Raw genomic sequence first — 21,025 nt, forward strand, 5'->3', positions numbered from 1 at the left:
CCAGAAACGAACAAGGGTTTGCCTAGCTTTCGCTCGCAAACCCTTGATTTATATGGTGCCCGAAGCCGGAATCGAACCGGCACGCCCTTACGAGCGGGGGATTTTAAGTCCCATGCGTCTACCAGTTTCGCCATTCGGGCGGTAGCGCGGTGAAGCGTCCAGGTTTTGCCAAACAACGATCTGGCAGTTCTGACGCCTGTGCAGCAGAGGTGGAAATATATACATCCCGCCCCGGTGAAGCAAGTTCGCAAATACCCTTTTCAAGACTAAATCTTGCAGGCTACTGCAAATAAAAAAGCTCCGTAAATCATAGATCTACGGAGCTTGTTTATTAGTGGAGGCCGAGGTCGGAATCGAACCGGCGTAGGCGGATTTGCAATCCACTAACAAAGCTAAGCAGATCAGTAGGTTAGCATATGCCCTGTTCCGCAAGCTACTGATTTTCAAAGACCTACAGCCCACGGCTTTGAAGGGGCTGTGTTTGGGTTGCGGAACGCTTTGTTTGCGCCATCACCAGCTCCCTCCCATCCTCCCCCCAAGAAATTCAGGTGCTTTAGATAGCGCTTGGAATGCTGATCAGTTTTTGCCATTCTACATGACGGCCTTTAGCTGTAGTGGTCAACTAATCCAGGACACGACGTTAAGTTTTTCTCGGCCTCGTGCTCGATCAAGGCTATAGCCATATCGAAGCCAGTCGCTCGCTTGGGGTGGTCGAGTCCGCGTTGCGTCGCTGGGTTAACCAACTCCAGCAAGAGCGCAACGGCGTTACTCCGCAGAGCAAAGCTTTGACACCTGAGCAGCAGAAAATCCAGGAACTGGAAGCTCGAATCGCTCGCCTTGAGCGGGAGAAATCCATTTTAAAAAAGGCTACCGCGCTCTTGATGTCGGAAGAGCACGAGCGCACACGCTGATTGATCAGTTAAGCGCCCAGGAGCCAGTCGATTGGCTTTGCGCGGTCTTTGACATTACTCGCTCGTGTTACTACGCCCACCGCCTCAGACGCCGAACTCCGGACGTTGAGCGGCTTCGGTTGCGTAGTCGGGTCAATGAACTGTTTACGCAAAGTCGAAGCGCCGCCGGTAGTCGCAGCATCGTGTCGATGATGCAGGAAGATGGCGAGCAAATCGGGCGGTTCAAGGTGCGTGGCTTGATGCGGGAACTGGCGTTAGTCAGCAAACAACCTGGATCACATGCCTACAAACAAGCGACGGTCGAGCGACCTGATATTCCGAACCTCTTGAATCGAGAGTTTGAAGTGCCGGCACCCAATCAGGTCTGGTGTGGCGACATCACCTGCATCTGGGCGCAGGGTAAATGGCATTACCTGGCTGTCGTTCTGGATCTCTACACGCGCCGAATTGTGGGCTGGGCGCTGTCGAACAAGCCTGATGCCGAGTTGGTGATCAAGGCGTTGGACATGGCTTATGAGCAGCGTGGCAGGCCTCAAGGACTGCTGTTCCACTCGGATCAGGGCTCGCAATATGGCAGCCGCCAGTTTCGCCAACGGCTCTGGCGTTACCGCCTGCGCCAAAGCATGAGCCGTCGTGGAAACTGTTGGGATAATGCGCCGATGGAGCGCATGTTTCGCAGCCTGAAAACTGAATGGATACCGACCGTGGGCTACATGACGGCCCAAGAAGCGCACCGAGACATCAGCCATTACCTGATGCATCGGTACAACTGGATTCGACCGCACCAGTTCAACGATGGGCTGGCCCCAGCTCAGGCCGAGAAAAAACTTAACGTCGTGTCCGGGATTAGTTGACCACTACAAACAGACCCTAGTCATGGCCGCAAAAAAATTATAGTGATCGGCAAAAAAGTCCTAACCCATCTGTTGCCCGCTGACTAGGATTCAGACAAGCAGTGCATGAAGCAAACTCCCTGATTGCATAAGGAAGTCATTGACGAACAATGATTTCGTGCAGATGTTCAAGCGAATAGCGTGGGCTAATGAAGTTTTTCACGGCGGACAGTGATATTGGGAGGGGACATGATGAATTCCAAGCACCAAACCGGTACAACGATTGTGGAGTTCACACTCGTCGCACCGTTGCTGATGATGCTCCTCTTTGGGATCTTCCAGTCTGGCTGGCTGCTCTTCAACTACGCCGTGTTAACAAGTGCAGCGTCGACTGGGGCACGTCTATTGGCCACCCAGCGTGGTTATGCCACCCCGTATTCAGACACAAAAAACGCGGTGCTTTCAGCTGCGGGAGTCATCGCGCCTTTAGCAAGCCTGAATAATACGTTGACTATCAACATATCCGTGAATGGAGCGTTGTGCCAGAGCGACGCCGCCTGCGCCACCGCTCTGGGCACGGCCAGCCAGGCCCCCGCTGTCGGCACACAAGCCAGTATTTCTCTTAGTTACCTGTTCGCTCCGGTATTTGGTGGTTCATTAGGCAGCCTCGGGTTAATCGTGCCCTCGAGTTTGAATGCGACAATGTCGGAGCTTGTGCAATAACCGGCTGGCTTTGAGTCGTAACTGCCACACTAGGCCACACCTAGCAAAAACGTTGTGACGTTTGAGCGATAAGGGCATCAGTAACGAACACCATGCCAAGTTGGGGACGATCATGATGCGAAAGATGCAAAAGATGCAAAAGATGCAAAAAGGCATAGCGGTCGTCGAATTCTCCATCGTGGCCCCAGTGCTCATTCTATCACTCATCTGTCTTGCGGAGTTTGGCTGGTTGCTCGTTAACGACGTGATGGTCATAAATGTCGCGTCGTCAGGCGCGCGCTTCTTCGCAAGCCAGCGCGGGACAACCACCCCATACACGGACACCAAAACACAGATACAGAAATCGGCGGCCTACTTGACCGTAGCGAATCTATCGTACTCGACCTCCGTGGGAAACGCCTCATGCAGCGCTGACGCTACTTGCGCGGTCGGCCTGAACAATGCAGTGCTGAATGGGGCAATCACAAATGCCACGGTAACGGTGACGTACTCCCCTTATAAGCCCCTTTTCTTAGGGTCTTTTCCCGGTATTACGAACCTGCTCCCTTCGTCACTGAGCTTCACTGTCGTAGAGCGAGCGCAGTGAACACTCCTTATCAAATCTCTCAACTCAAGGAGTACACCATCATGTCAAGAATTTCTGACCGGCAGCAGACCATAGGCCACCAACGTGGCGCCGTGGTTGTCTTGGTAGCCATCGCGATGCCCATCCTGCTGAGTTTTGTCGCCCTGAGCATCGATGCTGGCTACGTTCTCTACAATCAGAAGCGCCTACAGGCCGCCACTGATGCTGCCGCGCTGGCCGGAGCCGCCGACCTTTGGAACAGTCCGTTTGCAACGGCGAAAACGAATGCCGCTGCGTACTCCGCCGGACAGGGGAAGAACACGTTGGCTTCCAACGTCACAGTGTCGCCGGCCAGCATCACAGGTCTGCAATTGGTAAATGCTCAGTTGCCCGCAGCCGGAGCAGTGTCGAAATTCAATGGTATCCAGGTAGTACAGCAAGCCACGGTGCCGCTCTACTTTGCCCAAATACTTGGTTTCCCTTCAATGCAAATTACCGCTGCCTCGAAGGCTGCAGCCGGCGGCGGAGCCGTGCCAAGCAAATACAATGTCATTATTTTGCTCGACACGACAGCATCGATGAATACCACCGACGTTAATTGCCCGGGGGCAAATGGAAAGTCAATGACCCGACTCCAATGTGCCCAGCAGGCAGCACTCACACTCATAACAAACTTGACGAACGCTGGCGATAACGTTGGCTTGATGACATACCCGCCGCTCGCAGGAAGCGGAACAAATACCAACTATTCATGCGGCTCGAAGCAATCTATAGCCAGCAGTTACTCGGCTGTGGCGCAGGGAGTTGTAACGAGCGGCGCCACCTATCAAATATCCGGGCTCAGTTCCGGCTTTCTCAATAACGGCCAAATCAACACGACTTCAAGCATCGCGCAGGCGCTAGGTAAAGGCGGCTGCAGCGGCATCCAGGCAGTTGGCGGCTTAGGCACGTATTATACTCAGGCGATTGTATCCGCGCAGGCAGCCCTGCTGAGCATGTCACAAGGGCAGTCGCCGCCCGGGCAAAACGTGATCGTCCTGATGAGCGACGGCGACGCATCCTCATCGCAAAGTCAACTAGGCAACACCTACAAAAGCCAATATGGATCGGAATGCAAGACGGCCGTTACTGCAGCAAATACCGTCAAGCAGACCAGTACGCAAATCTATAGTGTGGCCTATATCGGTAGTGGTTCCACTTCGGCGCCGTGCAGTGACGGTAGTAGCGATTTTACGCCTTGCAACACCATGCAACAGATCGCAACAGGCCCCTCCTATTTTTTCTCTGACACTTGCCCGAACACAGCAGGGGGTAACGTCAACCTGAATACGGCATTCAAAACGATCTCATACGCACTGACGAAACCGCGACTGATACCGCCAAATGCGATGTAACGTGCGACTACGACATTGTCGACAGGGCTAGCGCCTAAAAAGCGTCAACACAGCAGTGCTATACAACTATCTCCAGTGGGATTTGAATACGCTATTTCTAGTGTCTAGAAAACCGGAGTATTCGGCCGACTGAAAGAAAACCGTGGCACCGCGACACGTTTCAGTAAATTGGTAAAAAACCTAGCGACAATGGTCACGTTGGCCTGTATAGAATTTGGAAATACTCGGAGCGATACTGAATAAGGCAGACATTGCTTGATATCGACTTAGTTGAAAAGAGACCAAGTCTAAGCGGCGCCGCCACCAGGATCTGCGGCTGAATCATTGCTAACAACATTAGTACGGCATTATTATTTCAATTTTTATAAGGGTTTTTTGGTAATAATGAGCGCGTGATTACGCTTAAGCTTAAAAAGCTAATCTGCTGCGGCAACTTTCTTAATAAGCACCACGACACTACGCTTTGATTTGCGCATGAGATTATAATGTTCTAAAAGTGGACAACCTATGATGCATCATACAAAGAGAGTCCCGATCGAAAATGTCGACCATGAGGACCTCAAGATTTCAATTTTGGATCTTTATTACCCGGTGAATTCACAAGCGATTCTGAATAGATCGTTAAGTCCAAGTGCGTCACATGAGTTAGTATTAGTATCCAAATCCGGCTTCCATATTAAAGCCTTGGTTTTTCGCCCGGGCTCGACTGAGGTGCGTATATTTGAAAGCATCTATCTAAATGACGCTGATCTGCCTGGCCAAAATATCATAAAAATCAGTAGCACCTTTGTTGGCAATGGATAATGGCCATTTAATTGAACTCGAGTAGCCAGAGCAAAGTGAGGGAGATGTGAAGTATGGTTATAATAAAAAACCGGGTGGATCGCGATGGTTAAAAATCGTTAGAGGAAACAGGGTCTGCTTCTGGCCGATTTCTGCCTTTGTCCAATGGCAGCCTTGGGTTATTGCAGCCCGTCGCAACAGACAACTATAGGCTAGTTGCGGAACACCTTTAGAAAATTGCGGAACACATCACTTTCCTGATGGCAATAAAAAACCCCGTAGATCATTGATCTACGGGGTTGTTTATAGTGGAGGCCGAGGTCGGAATCGAACCGGCGTAGGCGGATTTGCAATCCGCTGCATAACCATTTTGCTACTCGGCCTCAAAACATTTGGCGTCTAGTAGCGCGACATCAAATGCGTACAAACTTGGAGCGGGAAACGAGACTCGAACTCGCGACCCCGACCTTGGCAAGGTCGTGCTCTACCAACTGAGCTATTCCCGCGTCTTGGTGTGGCGCATTCTATAGAATCCAGAAGCCCCGTCAACCCTTTGATTCAAAAAAGTTTTATTTCTTTTCAACGTCGGTCTTCAGATGTGGCCAGGCAGCCCGCAGGTACTGGACCATCGACCACAAAGTCAGGCCAGCCGACACCATCAGCAAGGTGTAGCCCAGCAAGACCCAGAAACTGAAATCCTTGGAGTTGGCCAGCAGGATCACCAGCGCCAGCATTTGCGCGGCGGTTTTCCATTTGCCCAGGTTCGACACGGCAACGTGGGCACGAGCGCCCAGTTCGGCCATCCATTCGCGCAGTGCCGAGACGACAATCTCTCGACCGATGATCACCGCGGCAGGCAATGTGAGCCACAGGTTTCCGTGTTCCTGTACCAACAGTACCAGTGCAACCGCCACCATCAGCTTGTCGGCAACCGGATCGAGAAAAGCCCCGAACGGTGTGCTTTGTTCCAGGCGGCGGGCCAGGTATCCGTCCAGCCAGTCGGTGGCGGCAGCGAATGCGAAGACCGAGGCGGATGCCAGGTAGCTCCATTGGTAAGGCAGGTAGAACAGCAAAATGAAGATCGGTATGAGCAGAACGCGTAGAACGGTAATCAGATTAGGGATATTCATCGGCACAACTGGCTACGAGGTGAGGGGGCATTCTACTCGCTGTGCAGATTTGCATAAATCAACTCTGCGAGCTTTTTACTGATCCCGGGGGCTTTGGCAATTTCTTCGATGCTTGCACGAGACAGCTCCTGCAATCCACCAAAATGTTTCAACAAATCCCGCCGACGTGTGGGTCCGACGCCGGCGACGCCTTCCAGTGTAGACGTCCGACGGGTTTTTCCACGTCGGGCGCGGTGCCCGGTAATGGCAAATCGGTGGGCTTCGTCGCGAATCTGCTGGATCAGGTGCAACGCGGGAGAATCGCCGCGCAACGTGAACTCATGTGCAGCATCGTTCAGGTACAGGGTTTCGAAACCGGCCTTGCGCGTCGCGCCTTTTGCCACGCCCAGCAGAATCAGATCAGGTACGGCCAGTTCATCGAGTACGTCGCGGGCCATGGACAACTGGCCTTTACCGCCATCCACCAGCAGGATATCCGGCAACTTGCCCTCCCCGTCCTTCAGCTTGCTGAAGCGTCGGGTCAACGCCTGATGCATTGCCGCGTAATCATCGCCGGCCGTAACGCCCTCGATGTTGTACCGACGGTAATCGGCCTTGATCGGACCTTCGGGGCCGAAGACCACGCAGGACGCCACCGTCGCCTCGCCACTGGAATGACTGATGTCATAGCACTCAAGTCGTTGCGGCGGCTCATCCAGCTTCAGCACCTCTGCCAGCGCATCGAAGCGTGCCGTAATGTGCTGACGATTCGCCAGGCGTGCACTCAGTGCCTGCTCGGCATTGGTCACCGCCAATTGCTGCCAGCGCGCTCGCGTACCACGCACGCGATGGCTGATGGTCAGTTCACGACCGCGCAGCTCGTCGATGGCGGCGATCAGTGTTGGAAAGTCATCGTGAACCACATTGACGATCAGCTCGCTCGGCAAGTCGCGCTCAGGACTGCTGATGAAGTACTGGCCGAGAAACGCGGCCATGACTTCAGAAACGTCTTCTTCAATGCCAACCTGAGGGAAGAAGTTCTTGCTGCCCAGTACCCGCCCGCCCCGCACGCTGATCAAGTGAACACAGGCACCGCCAGGGTTGACGAAGGCGGCAATCACATCGACGTCTCCGGTCCCGCCTTCCATGCTCTGTTGATCCTGAACCCGGCGCAGCAACGCAATCTGGTCCCGCAACTCGGCTGCTCGTTCGAACTCGAGATTGATTGCCGCCTCTTCCATCCCGGCGGACAACTCGTCGGTCAACGCATTGCTGCGCCCCTCAAGAAACATCACCGAGTGGCGCACATCTTCGGCATACACCTGGGGCTCCACCAGCCCGACGCAGGGCGCCTTGCAACGCTTGATCTGGTATTGCAGGCAAGGACGGGTGCGGTTCTTGTAAAAACTGTCTTCGCATTGCCGAACGAAAAACGTCTTTTGCAGCAGGCTCAGGCTCTCGCGGATCGCACCGGCGCTCGGGTAAGGACCAAAATACTTGCTCTTGGCCTTTTTTGCACCGCGATGAATGCTCAGGCGCGGAAACTCTCCGTCAGAGAGATAGACGTAGGGGTAGGACTTATCGTCGCGCAGCAGGATGTTGTAGGGCGGGCGCCATTCCTTGATCAGCGTCTGCTCAAGCAGCAAGGCTTCGGTTTCGTTGGCCGTGATTGTGGTTTCGACCTGGGCGATTCGCGCTACCAGTGCGGCGGTCTTGGGGGCAAGCCCGGTCTTGCGAAAGTAACTCGACAGGCGATTCTTGAGGTTTTTCGCCTTGCCGACGTAGAGCAACCGCGCTTCGCTGTCGAACATGCGGTACACGCCGGGGCGACCGCTAACGGTCGACAGAAAGGCGCTCGGATCAAAGGTTTCGGTCATTTTCAGAGGCTGGCGTCGACCATGCCATGTCGAACCGCCAACAGCGTCAACTCGACATCACTGCTGATCGAAAGCTTTTCGAAGATGCGGTAACGGTAGGTGTTCACGGTTTTCGGGGACAGGCACAATTTGTCGGAGATGATCTGTACTTTCTGGCAACCGACGATCATCAGCGCGATCTGGATTTCCCGCTCCGACAATGCATCGAAAGGCGAATCGTTGGTAGGCTGGAAGGACTTGATCGCCAACTGCTGGGCAATCTGCGGGCTGATGTAGCGTTGCCCGGCGAACACCAGGCGGATGGCCTGGACCATTTCCGGCAATCCTGCCCCTTTGGTCAGGTACCCTGCCGCACCGGCCTGCAACAGCCGCGTAGGAAACGGGTCCTCTTCACACACGGTCACCGCGACGACCTTGATATCCGGATGGCTGCGCAGCAATTTGCGAGTGGCTTCGAGCCCGCCGATACCCGGCATCTTGACGTCCATCAACACCACATCGGGTTTCAGCTCACGCGCCTTGAGCAGGGATTCCTCACCCGACTCGGCCTGGCCGACTACTTGCAGGCCATCGATGTCAGCCAGCATTCGTGTAATGCCTGTACGAACGAGATCATGGTCATCGACTACTAGCACCCTAATCAAGCAGACACCTCGCGATATGGTCTTATTGGGTTGCCAGACACCTTAGCAAAAAGCATCTGGCAGACCTAGCGGAAAGCTTCAGATTAAAAGTTTCAATTCATCTTGAAAGGCTTGTTGCAAGCGTGCTTCAGCAATGCGGGCCCGGGATCTCCAGCTGCATCCTCAGGAAACATTCGTCCTTGCCTACCACCCTCAATCCCTTACGCTCGTACAGCGCTTGCGCCGGGTTGTTTTCGAAAACCGTCAGGCGCAACGCCGGGCGCCGCTCCTTGCGCGCAAGAGCCAGTACCTGATCGATCACCCAGGATCCTGTGCCCTGCCCACGAAACGCTTCGACGATATGCAATTCGCGGATATACAAGGCTCTGGCATCACGACTCAGGCTGACATAACCCAGGACATTGTCGCCCCTTGCAATCAATCGGTTGTCTCGTCCTGCCCAGGCCACGTCGAATGCTTCGTCCTGCCACAACAGATCATGCTCGATGTAGTAACGCAGCATGCCTCTACAGGTCAGTTCGCGGGCGAATTCCAGGTCATCCGGTATTGCCGGACGCCATTGGCGTTCCATCATTCCAGCTCCACGGCGAGGGTCAGTGGCGTCATGGTGCGTCCTTGTGACGGTATGTTTGTTGTTGAGGTGCAGAGTGTGTCACAACCTTCGGGGCACTCAAACGATAGAAAGCGCCGTCGTTGGCCGATAGCATTTTCTGATTGAATCTGCGTACCGGCCTCTAGTAAGCTCGGTCCATCCACCGGAGACAGACCATGTTCAACGCCCTCTTACAGCTTCGTAGCGACAGCGCCCTGCGCTCGGTTGCGGCTGCCCGGGTGAACGACGGTTGTGCTCCGGTAAGCTTTTATTTTGGGTATTGGTTTAGCCACTGGCGCGCCTGATACCCACACGGCGCCCACTTTAAACGGGTCGCCACCAGAGATTCTCAACCCCCGGTCGGCCTCCCGACCGGGGGTTTCGTTTTTTCAGCCCCAAGACTTTTAGCGACACATCAGACATTCAGAGGATTCAGAACATGAACTACGCCACTTATTACCGTTACGACAGTTTTACCGCCTGGCGATTTACCACCCTCCGCTCGGGACAGCCTGCCGCCTCCGATCGGTCACCCACAGGTGGCAAGCACACACACGCAGCCAATCCGGCCAATTGTCGAACACCCCAGTAGGGCCGAGCGCGCGGGCACGAACCCGCCACCAGCCCAGGAAGCCTTGAATATGAACTCGTCCGTCTCTGCACTGCCGCTGTCCACCTTGAGCCCTGCCAATGAAGCGCTGACCCTGCGCCTGCCCGGTTCATTGCAACTCAAACAGCAATTGCCCCTCAGCAACGCCCTGACCCGGCAAGTCGCCGCCCACCGCCAGGCGGTTCGCGCGATCCTCAACGGTGAAGATTCCCGCTTGCTGGTCATCGTCGGCCCCTGCTCGATACACGATCCGCAATCAGCCCTCGAATACGCCGGTAACCTTGCTCGCCTCGCTGCCGAAGTCAGCGACCAAATGCTGCTGGTGATGCGCGCCTACGTCGAAAAACCCCGGACCACGGTTGGCTGGAAAGGCCTGGCCTACGACCCGCACCTCGATGGCAGCGATGACATGGCCGCCGGCCTGACGTTGTCCCGCGAGCTGATGCGCGAAATGCTCCGCCTGGGCCTGCCCGTTGCCACTGAATTGCTGCAACCGATGGCCGCCGGCTACTTCGACGATCTGTTGAGCTGGGTGGCGATTGGCGCCCGGACCACGGAGTCGCAGATACACCGGGAAATGGCCAGCGGCCTTGGCATGCCTGTAGGGTTCAAGAACGGGACAGACGGAGGTGTCGCTGTCGCCAGCGACGCCATGCGTTCCGCCGCCCATCCCCATCGCCATTTCGGTGTCGATAGCCTGGGACACCCGGCGATCATTCAAACCCCGGGCAATGCGGACACGCACCTGGTATTGCGCGGCGGCCATCGCGGGCCGAACTACGACAGCGCCAGCGTCGCACAGGTGAATAGCGACCTGACCAGACTGAAGATCCCGGCGCGGATCATGGTCGATTGCAGTCATGCCAACAGCGGCAAGGACCCGCTGCGTCAACCGGCGGTATTCAACGACGTACTTGAACAACGCCTGCAAGGTGATCGTTCGCTGATCGGCATGATGATCGAGAGTCATTTGTTCGAGGGCTGCCAACCATTGGGTTCGACGTTGCAGTACGGCGTTTCGGTGACGGATGGCTGTCTTAGCTGGGTCGGGACTGATCGACTGCTGCGGCAGGCCGCGGAACGACTGCGAATTCCACGCAGCACTCAACAACCAGCGTAATCTTGCGAAATCAAAAGGATCAAAAAACTCCTTGCACTGCATTTAGTAGTGCAAGGTGAACTCACGAGGAGCATTGGGAGCTTTAGAAAAGGCTGTCCAGAAATTTTGTAATATTGACTCACAAACAAGAGTTTCATCACAACCTAAAGCTTGAAATCATGGCCGTTGATTGCACGAGGCGTCGCCACGCACATCACGGGCGCTAGGTTTTTGCCATAAATTAGCGAGAATGAAGATGGACAAAAATTATTTCATCAAACACTTCTCAATGGGCTGCTTGTATTTGATTACGGCATCAATCGGTTTTTACCTGGATGATGATCTGTTTTACAAGAATGTAAAACTGGTTTTATTCATGGCTCTCAGCACGTTACTGTATCCATTCTCCAGGCAATTGATCGAAGCGACCGCCTACAAACTCAGGAGCCCGATTTTCTGGAAAAAGCTTTTGGCCTACAGTATTCGGACATTAGCGGGATCACTGCATTGTTTGATTTTTTTTGCATTGTTTTTGCCATCCCAATCGGCAGCATATATTTAACCTTTATGATTTTCAGCAAGGGGACGACTAAAGCGCCCCCTTCCTCCCGTTAAATGCTTATTATGAAGTCATTAAATTTATCAACTAGCTCATCATCTATAAATGAACTGACGACAGCCATCAGTAAAGCGAAGCCCAGAACCCCCAACGGTGTCAGGACCGTAAAGCTAAACATGAACGCCAACAAACTTGCAACCGCTTGACCCGCGGCAATGGTTTCCACCTTGACGAAAAACGGTTTCCAGTCCCCGCTTTGAGTCGATTTTTTGACTTCATCCCTCAAGTCAAAGAAGTTGACGGCATGACCCACCGCACCGAACCCTCTTCCAAACTTTTCCAGAGTCTTCGCCATCATATCCTTATCAAGCGCGTCGATGGCCCTAGCAATGGCTTCTCTATCCTGAACGCTGAATTTTCTGTTCAGAACATCGTTGTACTTGTCAAATGCCTTGATCGCTTCTTCCGCATTACGGATCGTTTTCCCTTTGACATTTTCGGACAATTCCTTCGCCAGCGCCGAGGCTTTATCACCAAACTTTACCGCTACTTCTTTGTAAAAATCAGCAGTGAACTTGATCGCACCCTGGATCTGTTCAGCTTCATTTGACCGTTCTGCCAAGCCACCCAATGCATTTGAAGTTGAAGTCAGGTGCCTCGCAGATTCGGTCTTCAACAAGGCGTCGTGGTAGCTGAGCCACTTTGTCCCAATCGGGGTGTGGGTTTGCAAATAAACCAACTCGTTGAGGGCCTCTAATTCCGGCTTGCTCAAAGGCGCGCTGATTTTCGGGTTATTCGCTGGAAAATTGATGGTTATCCCACCGCTTTTGTATGGAGGCGGTGCAACGACAGGTTTGATCTCTGCCATTTTTGTCGAAGCCATACGCTCTAGCGTCGCCTTGTAATGTAACAATACTTGAGTTTGGGTCATGCCTGTCAGGGAACCTGCTGCAGCAACGAGCTCTGTTTGAAGAAACTCGGGAAGTTGCTGAGCGTGAATATCCAGCTCCAAACCAATGATGCTGAGTCTCTGGTTCTGCACAGCGAACCATGCGGGACCATCCAGAGGAACTACCGACTCCGCTTGATTTCTGCTGTTAGCTAGATCTGCGAGTTTGCCAGCCAGAATGTCCACCGAGAGTGAAAGCGCTTTGAGTTCCAATGCCGACTTATAGACATTGTCAAATATGGCATATAGGCTTATGAGACCTTGGCGGTCGGCGCTACCGGAGTTCAGAAACTCACGCATCTTCTGACGCAGCAGCACCTCCATCATGAAGAAGGGGCTCTAACCAAAAAGGCCATAGATATTTGGTGCGATGGATATGTATTGTTTCTTTTTTGAGTCAATAAGCTCTAGGGTGACCTGCTGGTCTACGGCAGCAGATTCTGGGGGAGCTAAAACTTGAGCGCTTTTTGCGGCGACTTTTCTTTCCTCCAGTTCACGCGCGGTATCGGTGATGAGTGTATTGAATCGTGCATTGTATTCACTATCAATCTGCAACTGACTGTAGATTTGTTCATTCATAAACTCAGCCATAACGTTTGGCAACGCGATGTCCCGAATTCCACTTGGGCCTCCCTCCCCTCTACGTGGCCCTTCCTGCAGCCCCCATCCACTATTATTTCCGCTGTAACCACCGCCACCACCCGGACCGAAGGTTTGCTGACGCCCAGCAACAATGTGCGTAGGTTTAATGTAGTAAGTTTCGCCTCGAACAAATCCGTTATCTGCCATGTGTAATTTCCCCCTATCAATCCATTGAAAGTTCGCCGCCCAACAATCGGCATCGAACGAAGCCTATTAAGTGTCATAAAAAATCTCGCGATGTCGGGAGAGCACTTCGCACCACGGAGAATATTGATATTGATGCGGTAGGAATTAGCGCTTTACAATTTGCTCTCTGACGAATTACGTCGAGATATTCCGACGAAGACCGCCCATGAATGCGAATATCCCTACTGATTCTGTTCCACTTTCTTCAAAACTCATTGAAACTTTCATATACCCCACTACCATCGAGGGTTTTAGAGTTAGGCGCAATATCACTGACGCGAACGTCTGCGGAAAGGTACGATAGACAAAGGAATGCAAGCACCTGCTATTCAATACTGCTGGCCCACGGCCTTTTCGGTTTCGAAAGAATCGGCAAGTTCGAGCTATTTCACGACATCAGGCAGACGCGGAGGAACGCCGGAGCAAGGGTGTTCGTTCCCCACCTATCAGCCACCTATGACAACGAAGCACTCGATGATCAATTGCTCACGCAGATTGAGCGGGTACTGGAAGAAACCGGTGCACACAAAGTCAACCTCATAGGACATCACCACGGAGCACTGACCGCATGGTCTCCCAGGTAAAAAGCCACCTGACCAGACTCAGGATTCCGGCTCGAATCATGGTCGATTGCAGACCGTGCTCAACGATGTACTTGAGGAACAGAACAACTGCTGCTTGAAGCGGCAGATCGGTTGCGAGCGCAAGACAACACTCAATAGTCCGCATCATCCGTCCGCCCTCCGGCCTTCATGGGAAGACTGGAGGGCAAAATGGCAATCAATGCCCCATCAGGGACTGCACCTGAACCAGTGTCACCCCGGATTGCTGGCAAGTGTCATCAAGGCGCTCGACGGAATAGGAAACACGGATCGCAGAATCTCGATGCTCGCTCCAGAAGCAGTAGGGAACTATGAACACCAACGGTTCGCCGGCGGTGTCTCTGGTTATTTCGCGGTCGTCACAGTGATTGAGTTTCTCCCCCTCGCATTTCAGGTAAACCAGCTCCCCTTTTTCAGCCCTGGCGTTTTCGATGACGATGGTCACGCCATCCTGCGCATCAAGCAGATCCACCCAACCTTCGTCTGCTTCCAGCACAGTGGGTGCTGGCAGTGCCCCCCGCTCCAGCTTGCCAATCATCAATGTCGTTACTTCAGAGTAACGAGGCCCCTGCCCTGCTTGCTTGACGCAATAGTCGACGGACACGGAGGAGCCCAGGTTGGCCGCAATGCACTCCGGGCTGACCCAGAAAGCCAGTTCGCCCCCTACGGCAAAGGACTCGACCTTGAGTGCATCACTGAAACTTCCTTCGATCGAAACGCCAGCCCAGGTCAGCAACACCCAGTCGCCTGCCGCCATGCGCGCATAGGGTTTGATCGTAACGATCGCCCCTTCTTCCACCCGACCCGGATCAAGTGTTTTACCCATCGCATCGTTCACGGTCGCAGGCAACAGGTCGGATTGCACATCACCAACACTCAGTTGCAAACGATGGGAATTCAAAGGCCCGGCAAAACAGGTGCTCATGAGTGAGTAACCGATTTCGAGTGAGCCACCGTCAAGCGCCGCGATATGTGCGCGACTCACGGTGAAAATGACGTCCTCGCCAACCCGGTCCTCACTGACAAAGCGCGCCACCTGATGATTGCAGGCGAGGCCATCGGCATCCAGCCCCGCCCAACTCAATAGCAATTTGTCGCCGCAGGTCATGCCTGGATAAGGCAAGACCCTGATGACGGCTTTTCTGTCAGCGGGGTTCAGAACGCCATTTTCCGCCTGTTCAAGTATGGGAGGTGGCAAGGGTTGCTGCGCGAGACTCAAGGTGTCGGGTTCGTAAACAGTCATTCATTCACTCCTGTCCCTGGAATAAACACCGAACGGGTGGCCGGTTTTGGATGATGACTATTTAAGCCCACGGCAAACAGCCGTGATGTCGGCCTCTCTCTCCGGCTCGCTCGGAAAATCGATGTATACGAAGTAGGTCTTTGATCAGTAGCAACCTGATTGTCGTGAAAAATCGTCAAACTATTCCGACAAATGCCTCAGCCACTCTTGAATACTCGTACCTGTTCTATTCCGCTTTCCGCAAGCTTCGACGGACTTTTCATACATCGCGCCAACCTCGAGTGCTTTAGAGTGAAGTGCCATGCAGTCCCAATGAACTTCTGCGTAAAGGTATGAACATGCAAAGGAATGCAAACACCTGTTATCCAATACTGCTGGTCCACGGCCTTTTCGGTTTCGAAAGAATCGGCAAGTTCGAGCTTTTTCACGACATCAGGCAGGCGCTGAGGAACGCCGGAGCAAGGGTGTTCGTTCCCCACTTGTCGGCCACCCATGACAACGAAGTACGCGGAGACCAATTGCTCACGCAGATCGAGCGGGTACTGAAAGGAACCGGTGCACGCAAAGTCAACCTCATAGGCCATAGCCAGGGCGCACTGACCGCACGTTATGCCGCAGCGATTGCGCCACACAGTGTGGCGTCGGTGACTTCCGTCAGCGGGCCGAATCATGGCTCGGAACTGGCCGATTTCCTGCGCAAGGCTTTGATACCGGGCTACCTCCCGGAACATGTGGCCGAGACGGTCGTGACCCTCTTCGCCGACTTCCTCGCGACATTAAGCGACAATCAGTACCAACCACAGAGCGCCATTGCGGCCCTGAATGCGCTGACCACCGAAGGCGTAGGCGCCTTCAACGACAAATACCCGCAAGGACTGCCTACCACCTGGGGGGGCAAGGGGCGCGAACAGGTCAACGGTGTTCATTACTACTCGTGGAGCGGCGTGCTGCAGTCGAATGTTCTCAAGGAAGGGCTCAATGCGCTTGATCCGCTCCACGCCTTCTGCCGGGCCCTTTCCGGTTACTTCGTCACGGAAAGCGAGCAGAACGACGGTTTGGTCGGTCGCTTCAGTTCCCATCTGGGCACGGTTATCCGGTCCGACTATGCGCTGGATCATCTGGACACCATTGGCCAGCCGGCCGGTCAACTGCGCACAGGTGTCGACCCGATTGAACTGTATGTCCAGCATGCCGAGCGCTTGAAAGACGCGGGTCTTTGAGGTGTCACCCGCTGTGGATCCCGCGTGGAACGGAACTTTGAGGAGAAATAGCTCACTGAATCCGGTAGGCTCAGCACTTTATCGAGTATTGAAAGGAGTATTTTCCCATGGCTAAAGCCACTGCCCGTCACATCCTTGTTGCCTCGGAAGCCAAGTGCAACGAACTCAAGGCTCAAATCGAGGCCGGCGCCGATTTCGCCGAGGTTGCCAAGGCAAACTCCACCTGCCCTTCCAGCCGCCAGGGCGGTGACCTGGGTTCGTTCGGTCCGGGCCAGATGGTCAAGGAATTCGACACCGTGGTCTTCAGCGCCCCGATCAACGTGGTCCAGGGCCCGGTCAAGACCCAGTTCGGTTACCACCTGCTGGAAGTGACCAGCCGTCAGGACTGATCGACGCTTGAGCTATTCACACAACGGCCCGCCTTTTGGTGGGCCGTTGTGTTTGCGACACGTAATTCGGCTGCCGAGGGACGCGCTGCTAGCGTACAAATTGGCGTTAACGACCACCCGGCTCTAAGGCTGACAATGCGATTGGCTTTCCCTACCTTGTTGTTCACGACCGTGGCCCTGCTGTCGGGTGCCGCGGGTGTGAATGCGGCACCGCAACCGGCAATGACCGTGTACGGCGAACCGGCAAAATACCCTGCCGGCTTCAGTCATTTCGCCTACACCAACCCGCAGGCTCCCAAGGGCGGCACGATGCGGCGCTCGGCGATCGAAATCGGTCAGTTCGACCATGTCTTGCCTTACATCGACAAAGGCATCGGCGTCACACAGATCGACGGCTTGCTCTATTCGCCGCTGGCCCAACGCTCGCTGGACGAGCCGTACACCGTGTACGGCCTGGTGGCAGAGAAGATGGAGCGTTCCGAGGACGGCCTGTCGCTGCGCTTTTACCTCAATCCCAAGGCGCGCTTTGCCGATGGCAAACCGATTACCGCCGAAGACGTGCGCTACACCTTCGACCTGCTGATGACCCAGGGCAGCCTGCGTTACCGCACCCAGTTCGCCGACGTAAAAGGCGTCGAAGTGGAATCGCCACTGACCATCCGCTTTGATTTCAGGAACAACGAAAATCGCACCCTGCCGCTGGATATAGCGACCTTGCCAGTGTTTCCCGAACACTGGTGGAAAACCCGCGATTTCGCCGGTGGTGGCGGCTATGAAGCGCCGCTGGGTAGCGGCCCCTATAAAGTCGGCAAGATCGATTCCGGGCGCAGCATCACCTTCGAGCGCAATCCCGACTGGTGGGGCAAGGACCTCCCGGTCAGCCGTGGCCTGTACAACTTCGATCACTTCAGCATCGAGTACTTCGGCGATACCGACGTGGCGCGCCAGGTTCTGCGCGGCGGCGCCTTTGACTACAATCGCGAGTTTTCCGCCACTGGCTATTCCATCGGCTACGACAGCCCGGCCCTGAGCGACGGTCGCCTGCAAAAGGCCCACCTCGCCACCGAGGCGCCGCAGCCAGCCCAGGGTTTTGTGTTCAATCTGCAAAAGCCCATGTTCCAGGACCGTCGCGTGCGCCAGGCGCTGGTGATGCTGTGGGACTTCGAGTGGAGCAACCGGCAGATGATGCGCGACATGTACATCCGCCAGCAGAGCTTTTTTTCCAATACCGATCTCGCGGCCCGGCAACTGCCGGATGCGGGTGAGCTGGCGATTCTCGAACCGTTGCTCGGGCAGATTCCCGACGAAGTCTTCACCAAAGTGTTCGAGGCGCCGAAGACCGATGGCAGCGGCGTGATTCGTGACAAGCAGTTGCAGGCCCTGGACCTGCTCGAACAGGCCGGCTGGAAGCCCGATGGTGACCAACTGGTGAATGCCGACGGCGAGCCGTTGAGCTTTACGTTCCTGGTCAGTCAGAACGGCATGGACCGCCTGCTGTTGCCCTATAAACGCACGTTGAAACAGATCGGCATTGACCTGAACATCCGCCGCATCGATTCGTCCCAGTACGTCAATCGCCTGATGAGCCGCGACTACGACATGATCGTCACCGGCTATCCGGTCACCACTTCCCCGGGAAACGAACTGCTCAATTATTTCGGTTCGGCGGCGGCCAACGACCCGGGATCAAACAACTACATGGTGCTGAAGAACCCGGCAGTGGACACCCTGATCACCGGGCTGATCCGCGCCAATAGCCAGACCGACATGCTGCATTACGCCCATGCCCTGGACCGGGTGCTGCAATGGAACTACTACTGGATCCCCAACTACTACCCGCCGGGAACCTCTACAGTGTGGTGGAACCGCTTCGGCATCCCGAACGTGCAAGCGAGCAATGACGAAGCCATCGAAAGCTGGTGGGAAATGAGCACCACGCCATTGACCAACCAACAGATGACTGCCGAGCGTATCAGCCGTGGCAGACCCGGAGGGCCGCACTGATGTGGGCTTACATATTGCGGCGCCTGCTGCTGATCATTCCGACGCTGGTGATCATTCTTCTGGTCAACTTTGTCATCGTCCAGGCCGCGCCGGGCGGGCCGGTCGAACAGGCCATCGCGCACCTGCAAGGCATTGGCGGCGCCGCGGTCGGCGGTGGTTCCAGCGAATCCATGAGCGGCAAGTCCCGGGCCAGTCGCGGCCTTGATCCACAGCTGATCAAGGACATTGAAAAACAGTACGGCTTCGATAAACCGGCACACGAACGCCTCTGGCTGATGCTCACCAGCTACGCACGCCTGGACTTCGGCAAGAGTTTTTTCCGCGGCGCCACCGTCACTGACCTGATCCTCGAAAAAATGCCCGTGACCATTTCCCTCGGGCTCTGGGCGACGCTGATCACCTACCTGGTGTCGATACCCCTGGGCATCCGCAAGGCCGTGCACCATGGCAGCCAATTCGACATCTGGAGCAGTACCGCGATCATCATCGGCTATGCCATGCCGGCGTTCCTGTTTGCGATGTTCCTGATCGTGGTCTTTGCCGGTGGCACTTCGCTCAACTGGTTCCCGGTCCGCGGATTGGTCTCGGACAACTTCGAGTCGCTGTCGACCCTTGGCAAGGTGGCCGACTACTTCTGGCATCTGGTGTTGCCGGTCACCGCGCTGGTGATCGGCGGTTTCGCCACACTGACCATCCTGACCAAGAACTCGTTCCTCAATGAAATCACCCGCCAGTACGTAGTCACTGCCCGGGCCAAGGGTTTGAGTGAACGACGGGTGCTCTATGGACACGTATTCCGCAACGCCATGCTGCTGGTAGTGTCGGGCATTCCCCAGGCGTTCATCAGTGTATTTTTTGCCGGCTCCCTGCTGATCGAAGTGATCTTCTCCCTCGACGGCCTGGGCCGCATGAGCTACGAAGCGGCGGTATCACGGGACTATCCGGTGGTGTTCGGCTCGCTGTTCATCTTCACCCTGTTCGGCCTTCTGATAAAACTGGTCGGCGACCTCTGCTACACCCTGGTCGACCCGCGTATCGACTTCGCCGCGAGGAATGCCTGATGCTCAAGCTTTCACCGCTGGCGCGTCGCCGCTTCGAGCGATTCAAGAAAAACCGTCGGGGCTGGTGGTCGCTCTGGCTGTTTGTCGGCCTGTTCCTGATGACCCTGGGCGGCGAACTGATCGCCAATGACAAACCGTTAGTGGTCAGTTATCAAGGCCAGTGGTATTTCCCGGTCTTCAAGCGCCACACCGAACAGGAGTTCGGCGGGCAATTGCCGTTTCAGGCCGACTACCGCAGCGACTACGTGCAGAAGCTGATCAAGCAGGACGGAGGCTGGTTGCTGTTTCCGCCGATTCCGTTCAGTGACGACACCCCCAACTATGACCTGAACAAACCCGCCCCCAGCCCGCCCTCCAGCGTCAATTGGCTGGGCACCGACGACCAGGCACGGGACGTTCTGGCCCGGGTGATCTTCGGTGCCCGGGTGTCGATCCTGTTTGCCTTGATGCTGACGTTTGTCAGTGCCCTGATCGGCATCGCGGCCGGGGCACTGCAAGGCTATTACGGCGGCTGGGTGGATTTGCTCGGCCAGCGTCTGCTGGAGGTGTGGTCCGGATTGCCTGTGTTGTACCTGCTGATCATCCTGTCGGGGTTCGTCGAGCCGAATTTCTGGTGGCTGCTGGGAATCATGGCGCTGTTTTCATGGCTGGCCCTGGTGGACGTGGTGCGCGCCGAGTTCCTGCGCGGGCGCAACCTGGAATACGTCAAGGCCGCACGCGCGCTGGGCCTGACCGACCGCAAAGTCATCGTGCGGCACATTCTGCCCAACGCCATGAACGCGACCTTGAGCTACTTGCCATTCATTCTCACCGGGGCGATTTCCACCCTGACAGCGCTGGACTTCCTCGGCTTCGGCATGCCTGCCGGCAGTGCGTCCCTGGGTGAACTGATCGGTCAGGGCAAGCAAAACCTGCAAGCGCCGTGGCTGGGCCTGACGGCGTTCTTCACCCTGGCGCTGATTCTTTCTTTACTGGTGTTCATTGGCGAAGCCCTGCGCGACGCTTTTGATCCACGGTCTTGACGCGGATG

Annotated in this window: 17 protein-coding genes, 3 tRNA genes and 1 pseudogene; 11 read left to right on the forward strand and 10 right to left on the reverse strand. The window is 55.2% G+C overall.

What is annotated here, in order from left to right; genetic code table 11:
• Window positions 1-53 precede the first annotated feature (53 nt).
• Window positions 54-140, reverse strand: a tRNA-Leu gene (locus RS887_RS23020).
• A 519-nt stretch (window positions 141-659) separates the two neighbouring features.
• Between RS887_RS23020 and RS887_RS23025 the strand changes: the two genes are divergently transcribed.
• From RS887_RS23025 to RS887_RS23040, 4 genes are all read left to right on the forward strand, one after another.
• Window positions 660-1,765, forward strand: a protein-coding gene (locus RS887_RS23025; protein WP_322617180.1) for an IS3 family transposase whose coding sequence is annotated in 2 segments (ribosomal slippage) — window positions 660-858 and window positions 858-1,765 — 1,107 coding nt in all. Because the reading frame shifts where the segments join, the coding sequence is not laid out codon by codon here.
• A 228-nt stretch (window positions 1,766-1,993) separates the two neighbouring features.
• Window positions 1,994-2,467: a TadE/TadG family type IV pilus assembly protein gene (locus RS887_RS23030; RefSeq protein WP_322617181.1), complete on the forward strand. Its 474-nt coding sequence runs from the start codon at window positions 1,994-1,996 to the stop codon at window positions 2,465-2,467.
• 124 nt (window positions 2,468-2,591) lie between these two features.
• On the forward strand, window positions 2,592-3,053 hold the full coding sequence (locus RS887_RS23035; RefSeq protein WP_322617182.1) for a TadE family protein: 462 nt from the start codon (window positions 2,592-2,594) through the stop codon (window positions 3,051-3,053).
• Window positions 3,050-4,426: a vWA domain-containing protein gene (locus RS887_RS23040; RefSeq protein WP_322617183.1), complete on the forward strand. Its 1,377-nt coding sequence runs from the start codon at window positions 3,050-3,052 to the stop codon at window positions 4,424-4,426. Before RS887_RS23035 ends, RS887_RS23040 begins: the two co-directional genes overlap by 4 nt.
• A 1,092-nt stretch (window positions 4,427-5,518) precedes the next feature.
• On the opposite strand, the gene RS887_RS23045 is transcribed toward RS887_RS23040, so the two are convergent.
• The 6 genes from RS887_RS23045 to RS887_RS23070 form a co-directional block, all read right to left on the reverse strand.
• Window positions 5,519-5,592: transfer RNA gene (locus RS887_RS23045), tRNA-Cys, on the reverse strand.
• A 47-nt stretch (window positions 5,593-5,639) separates the two neighbouring features.
• A tRNA-Gly gene (locus RS887_RS23050) sits at window positions 5,640-5,715 on the reverse strand.
• Window positions 5,716-5,778: 63 nt separating this feature from the next.
• Entirely contained in the window at window positions 5,779-6,339 is a 561-nt protein-coding gene (gene pgsA / locus RS887_RS23055) for a CDP-diacylglycerol--glycerol-3-phosphate 3-phosphatidyltransferase (protein WP_008015882.1), read from the reverse strand.
• 32 nt (window positions 6,340-6,371) lie between these two features.
• A complete protein-coding gene (gene uvrC / locus RS887_RS23060; RefSeq protein ID WP_322617184.1) occupies window positions 6,372-8,195 on the reverse strand; it encodes an excinuclease ABC subunit UvrC in 1,824 nt (607 codons plus the stop codon).
• Between the two features lie 2 nt (window positions 8,196-8,197).
• Complete coding sequence (gene uvrY / locus RS887_RS23065; RefSeq protein WP_008015884.1) at window positions 8,198-8,839, reverse strand: UvrY/SirA/GacA family response regulator transcription factor; 642 nt, start codon at window positions 8,837-8,839, stop codon at window positions 8,198-8,200.
• Window positions 8,840-8,966: 127 nt separating this feature from the next.
• Complete coding sequence (locus tag RS887_RS23070) at window positions 8,967-9,410, reverse strand: GNAT family N-acetyltransferase (RefSeq protein ID WP_322617298.1); 444 nt, start codon at window positions 9,408-9,410, stop codon at window positions 8,967-8,969.
• 662 nt (window positions 9,411-10,072) lie between these two features.
• Here RS887_RS23070 and RS887_RS23075 point away from each other — a divergent pair.
• Complete coding sequence (locus tag RS887_RS23075; RefSeq protein WP_322617185.1) at window positions 10,073-11,161, forward strand: 3-deoxy-7-phosphoheptulonate synthase; 1,089 nt, start codon at window positions 10,073-10,075, stop codon at window positions 11,159-11,161.
• Between the two features lie 590 nt (window positions 11,162-11,751).
• On the opposite strand, the gene RS887_RS23080 is transcribed toward RS887_RS23075, so the two are convergent.
• Complete coding sequence (locus RS887_RS23080; protein WP_322617186.1) at window positions 11,752-12,975, reverse strand: colicin-like pore-forming protein; 1,224 nt, start codon at window positions 12,973-12,975, stop codon at window positions 11,752-11,754.
• Between the two features lie 12 nt (window positions 12,976-12,987).
• A complete protein-coding gene (locus RS887_RS23085; RefSeq protein ID WP_322617187.1) occupies window positions 12,988-13,437 on the reverse strand; it encodes a hypothetical protein in 450 nt (149 codons plus the stop codon).
• A gap of 311 nt (window positions 13,438-13,748) precedes the next feature.
• Here RS887_RS23085 and RS887_RS23090 point away from each other — a divergent pair.
• Window positions 13,749-14,045: pseudogene (locus RS887_RS23090) on the forward strand (esterase/lipase family protein); the annotation flags it as partial.
• A gap of 211 nt (window positions 14,046-14,256) precedes the next feature.
• Here RS887_RS23090 and RS887_RS23095 read toward each other — a convergent pair.
• The gene (locus RS887_RS23095) at window positions 14,257-15,321 is read right to left on the reverse strand and encodes a hypothetical protein (RefSeq protein WP_322617188.1); all 1,065 of its coding nucleotides are present in this window, start codon (window positions 15,319-15,321) and stop codon (window positions 14,257-14,259) included.
• A 338-nt stretch (window positions 15,322-15,659) separates the two neighbouring features.
• Between RS887_RS23095 and RS887_RS23100 the strand changes: the two genes are divergently transcribed.
• The 5 genes from RS887_RS23100 (at window position 15,660) to RS887_RS23120 (ending at window position 21,017) form a co-directional block, all read left to right on the forward strand.
• Complete coding sequence (locus tag RS887_RS23100; RefSeq protein WP_322617299.1) at window positions 15,660-16,541, forward strand: triacylglycerol lipase; 882 nt, start codon at window positions 15,660-15,662, stop codon at window positions 16,539-16,541.
• A 107-nt stretch (window positions 16,542-16,648) separates the two neighbouring features.
• On the forward strand, window positions 16,649-16,930 hold the full coding sequence (locus tag RS887_RS23105; protein ID WP_007984657.1) for a peptidylprolyl isomerase: 282 nt from the start codon (window positions 16,649-16,651) through the stop codon (window positions 16,928-16,930).
• A 135-nt stretch (window positions 16,931-17,065) separates the two neighbouring features.
• Window positions 17,066-18,934, forward strand: coding sequence for an extracellular solute-binding protein (locus tag RS887_RS23110; RefSeq protein ID WP_322617189.1), 1,869 nt, complete (start codon window positions 17,066-17,068; stop codon window positions 18,932-18,934).
• Complete coding sequence (locus RS887_RS23115; RefSeq protein ID WP_322617190.1) at window positions 18,934-19,995, forward strand: microcin C ABC transporter permease YejB; 1,062 nt, start codon at window positions 18,934-18,936, stop codon at window positions 19,993-19,995. The genes RS887_RS23110 and RS887_RS23115 overlap by 1 nt, the downstream gene beginning before the upstream one ends.
• On the forward strand, window positions 19,995-21,017 hold the full coding sequence (locus tag RS887_RS23120) for an ABC transporter permease (protein WP_085717659.1): 1,023 nt from the start codon (window positions 19,995-19,997) through the stop codon (window positions 21,015-21,017). The genes RS887_RS23115 and RS887_RS23120 overlap by 1 nt, the downstream gene beginning before the upstream one ends.
• Window positions 21,018-21,025: the final 8 nt, after the last annotated feature.

The organism is Pseudomonas sp. BIC9C (genome assembly GCF_034541995.1).
Classification (GTDB): Bacteria; Pseudomonadota; Gammaproteobacteria; order Pseudomonadales; family Pseudomonadaceae; genus Aquipseudomonas; species Aquipseudomonas fluorescens_CC.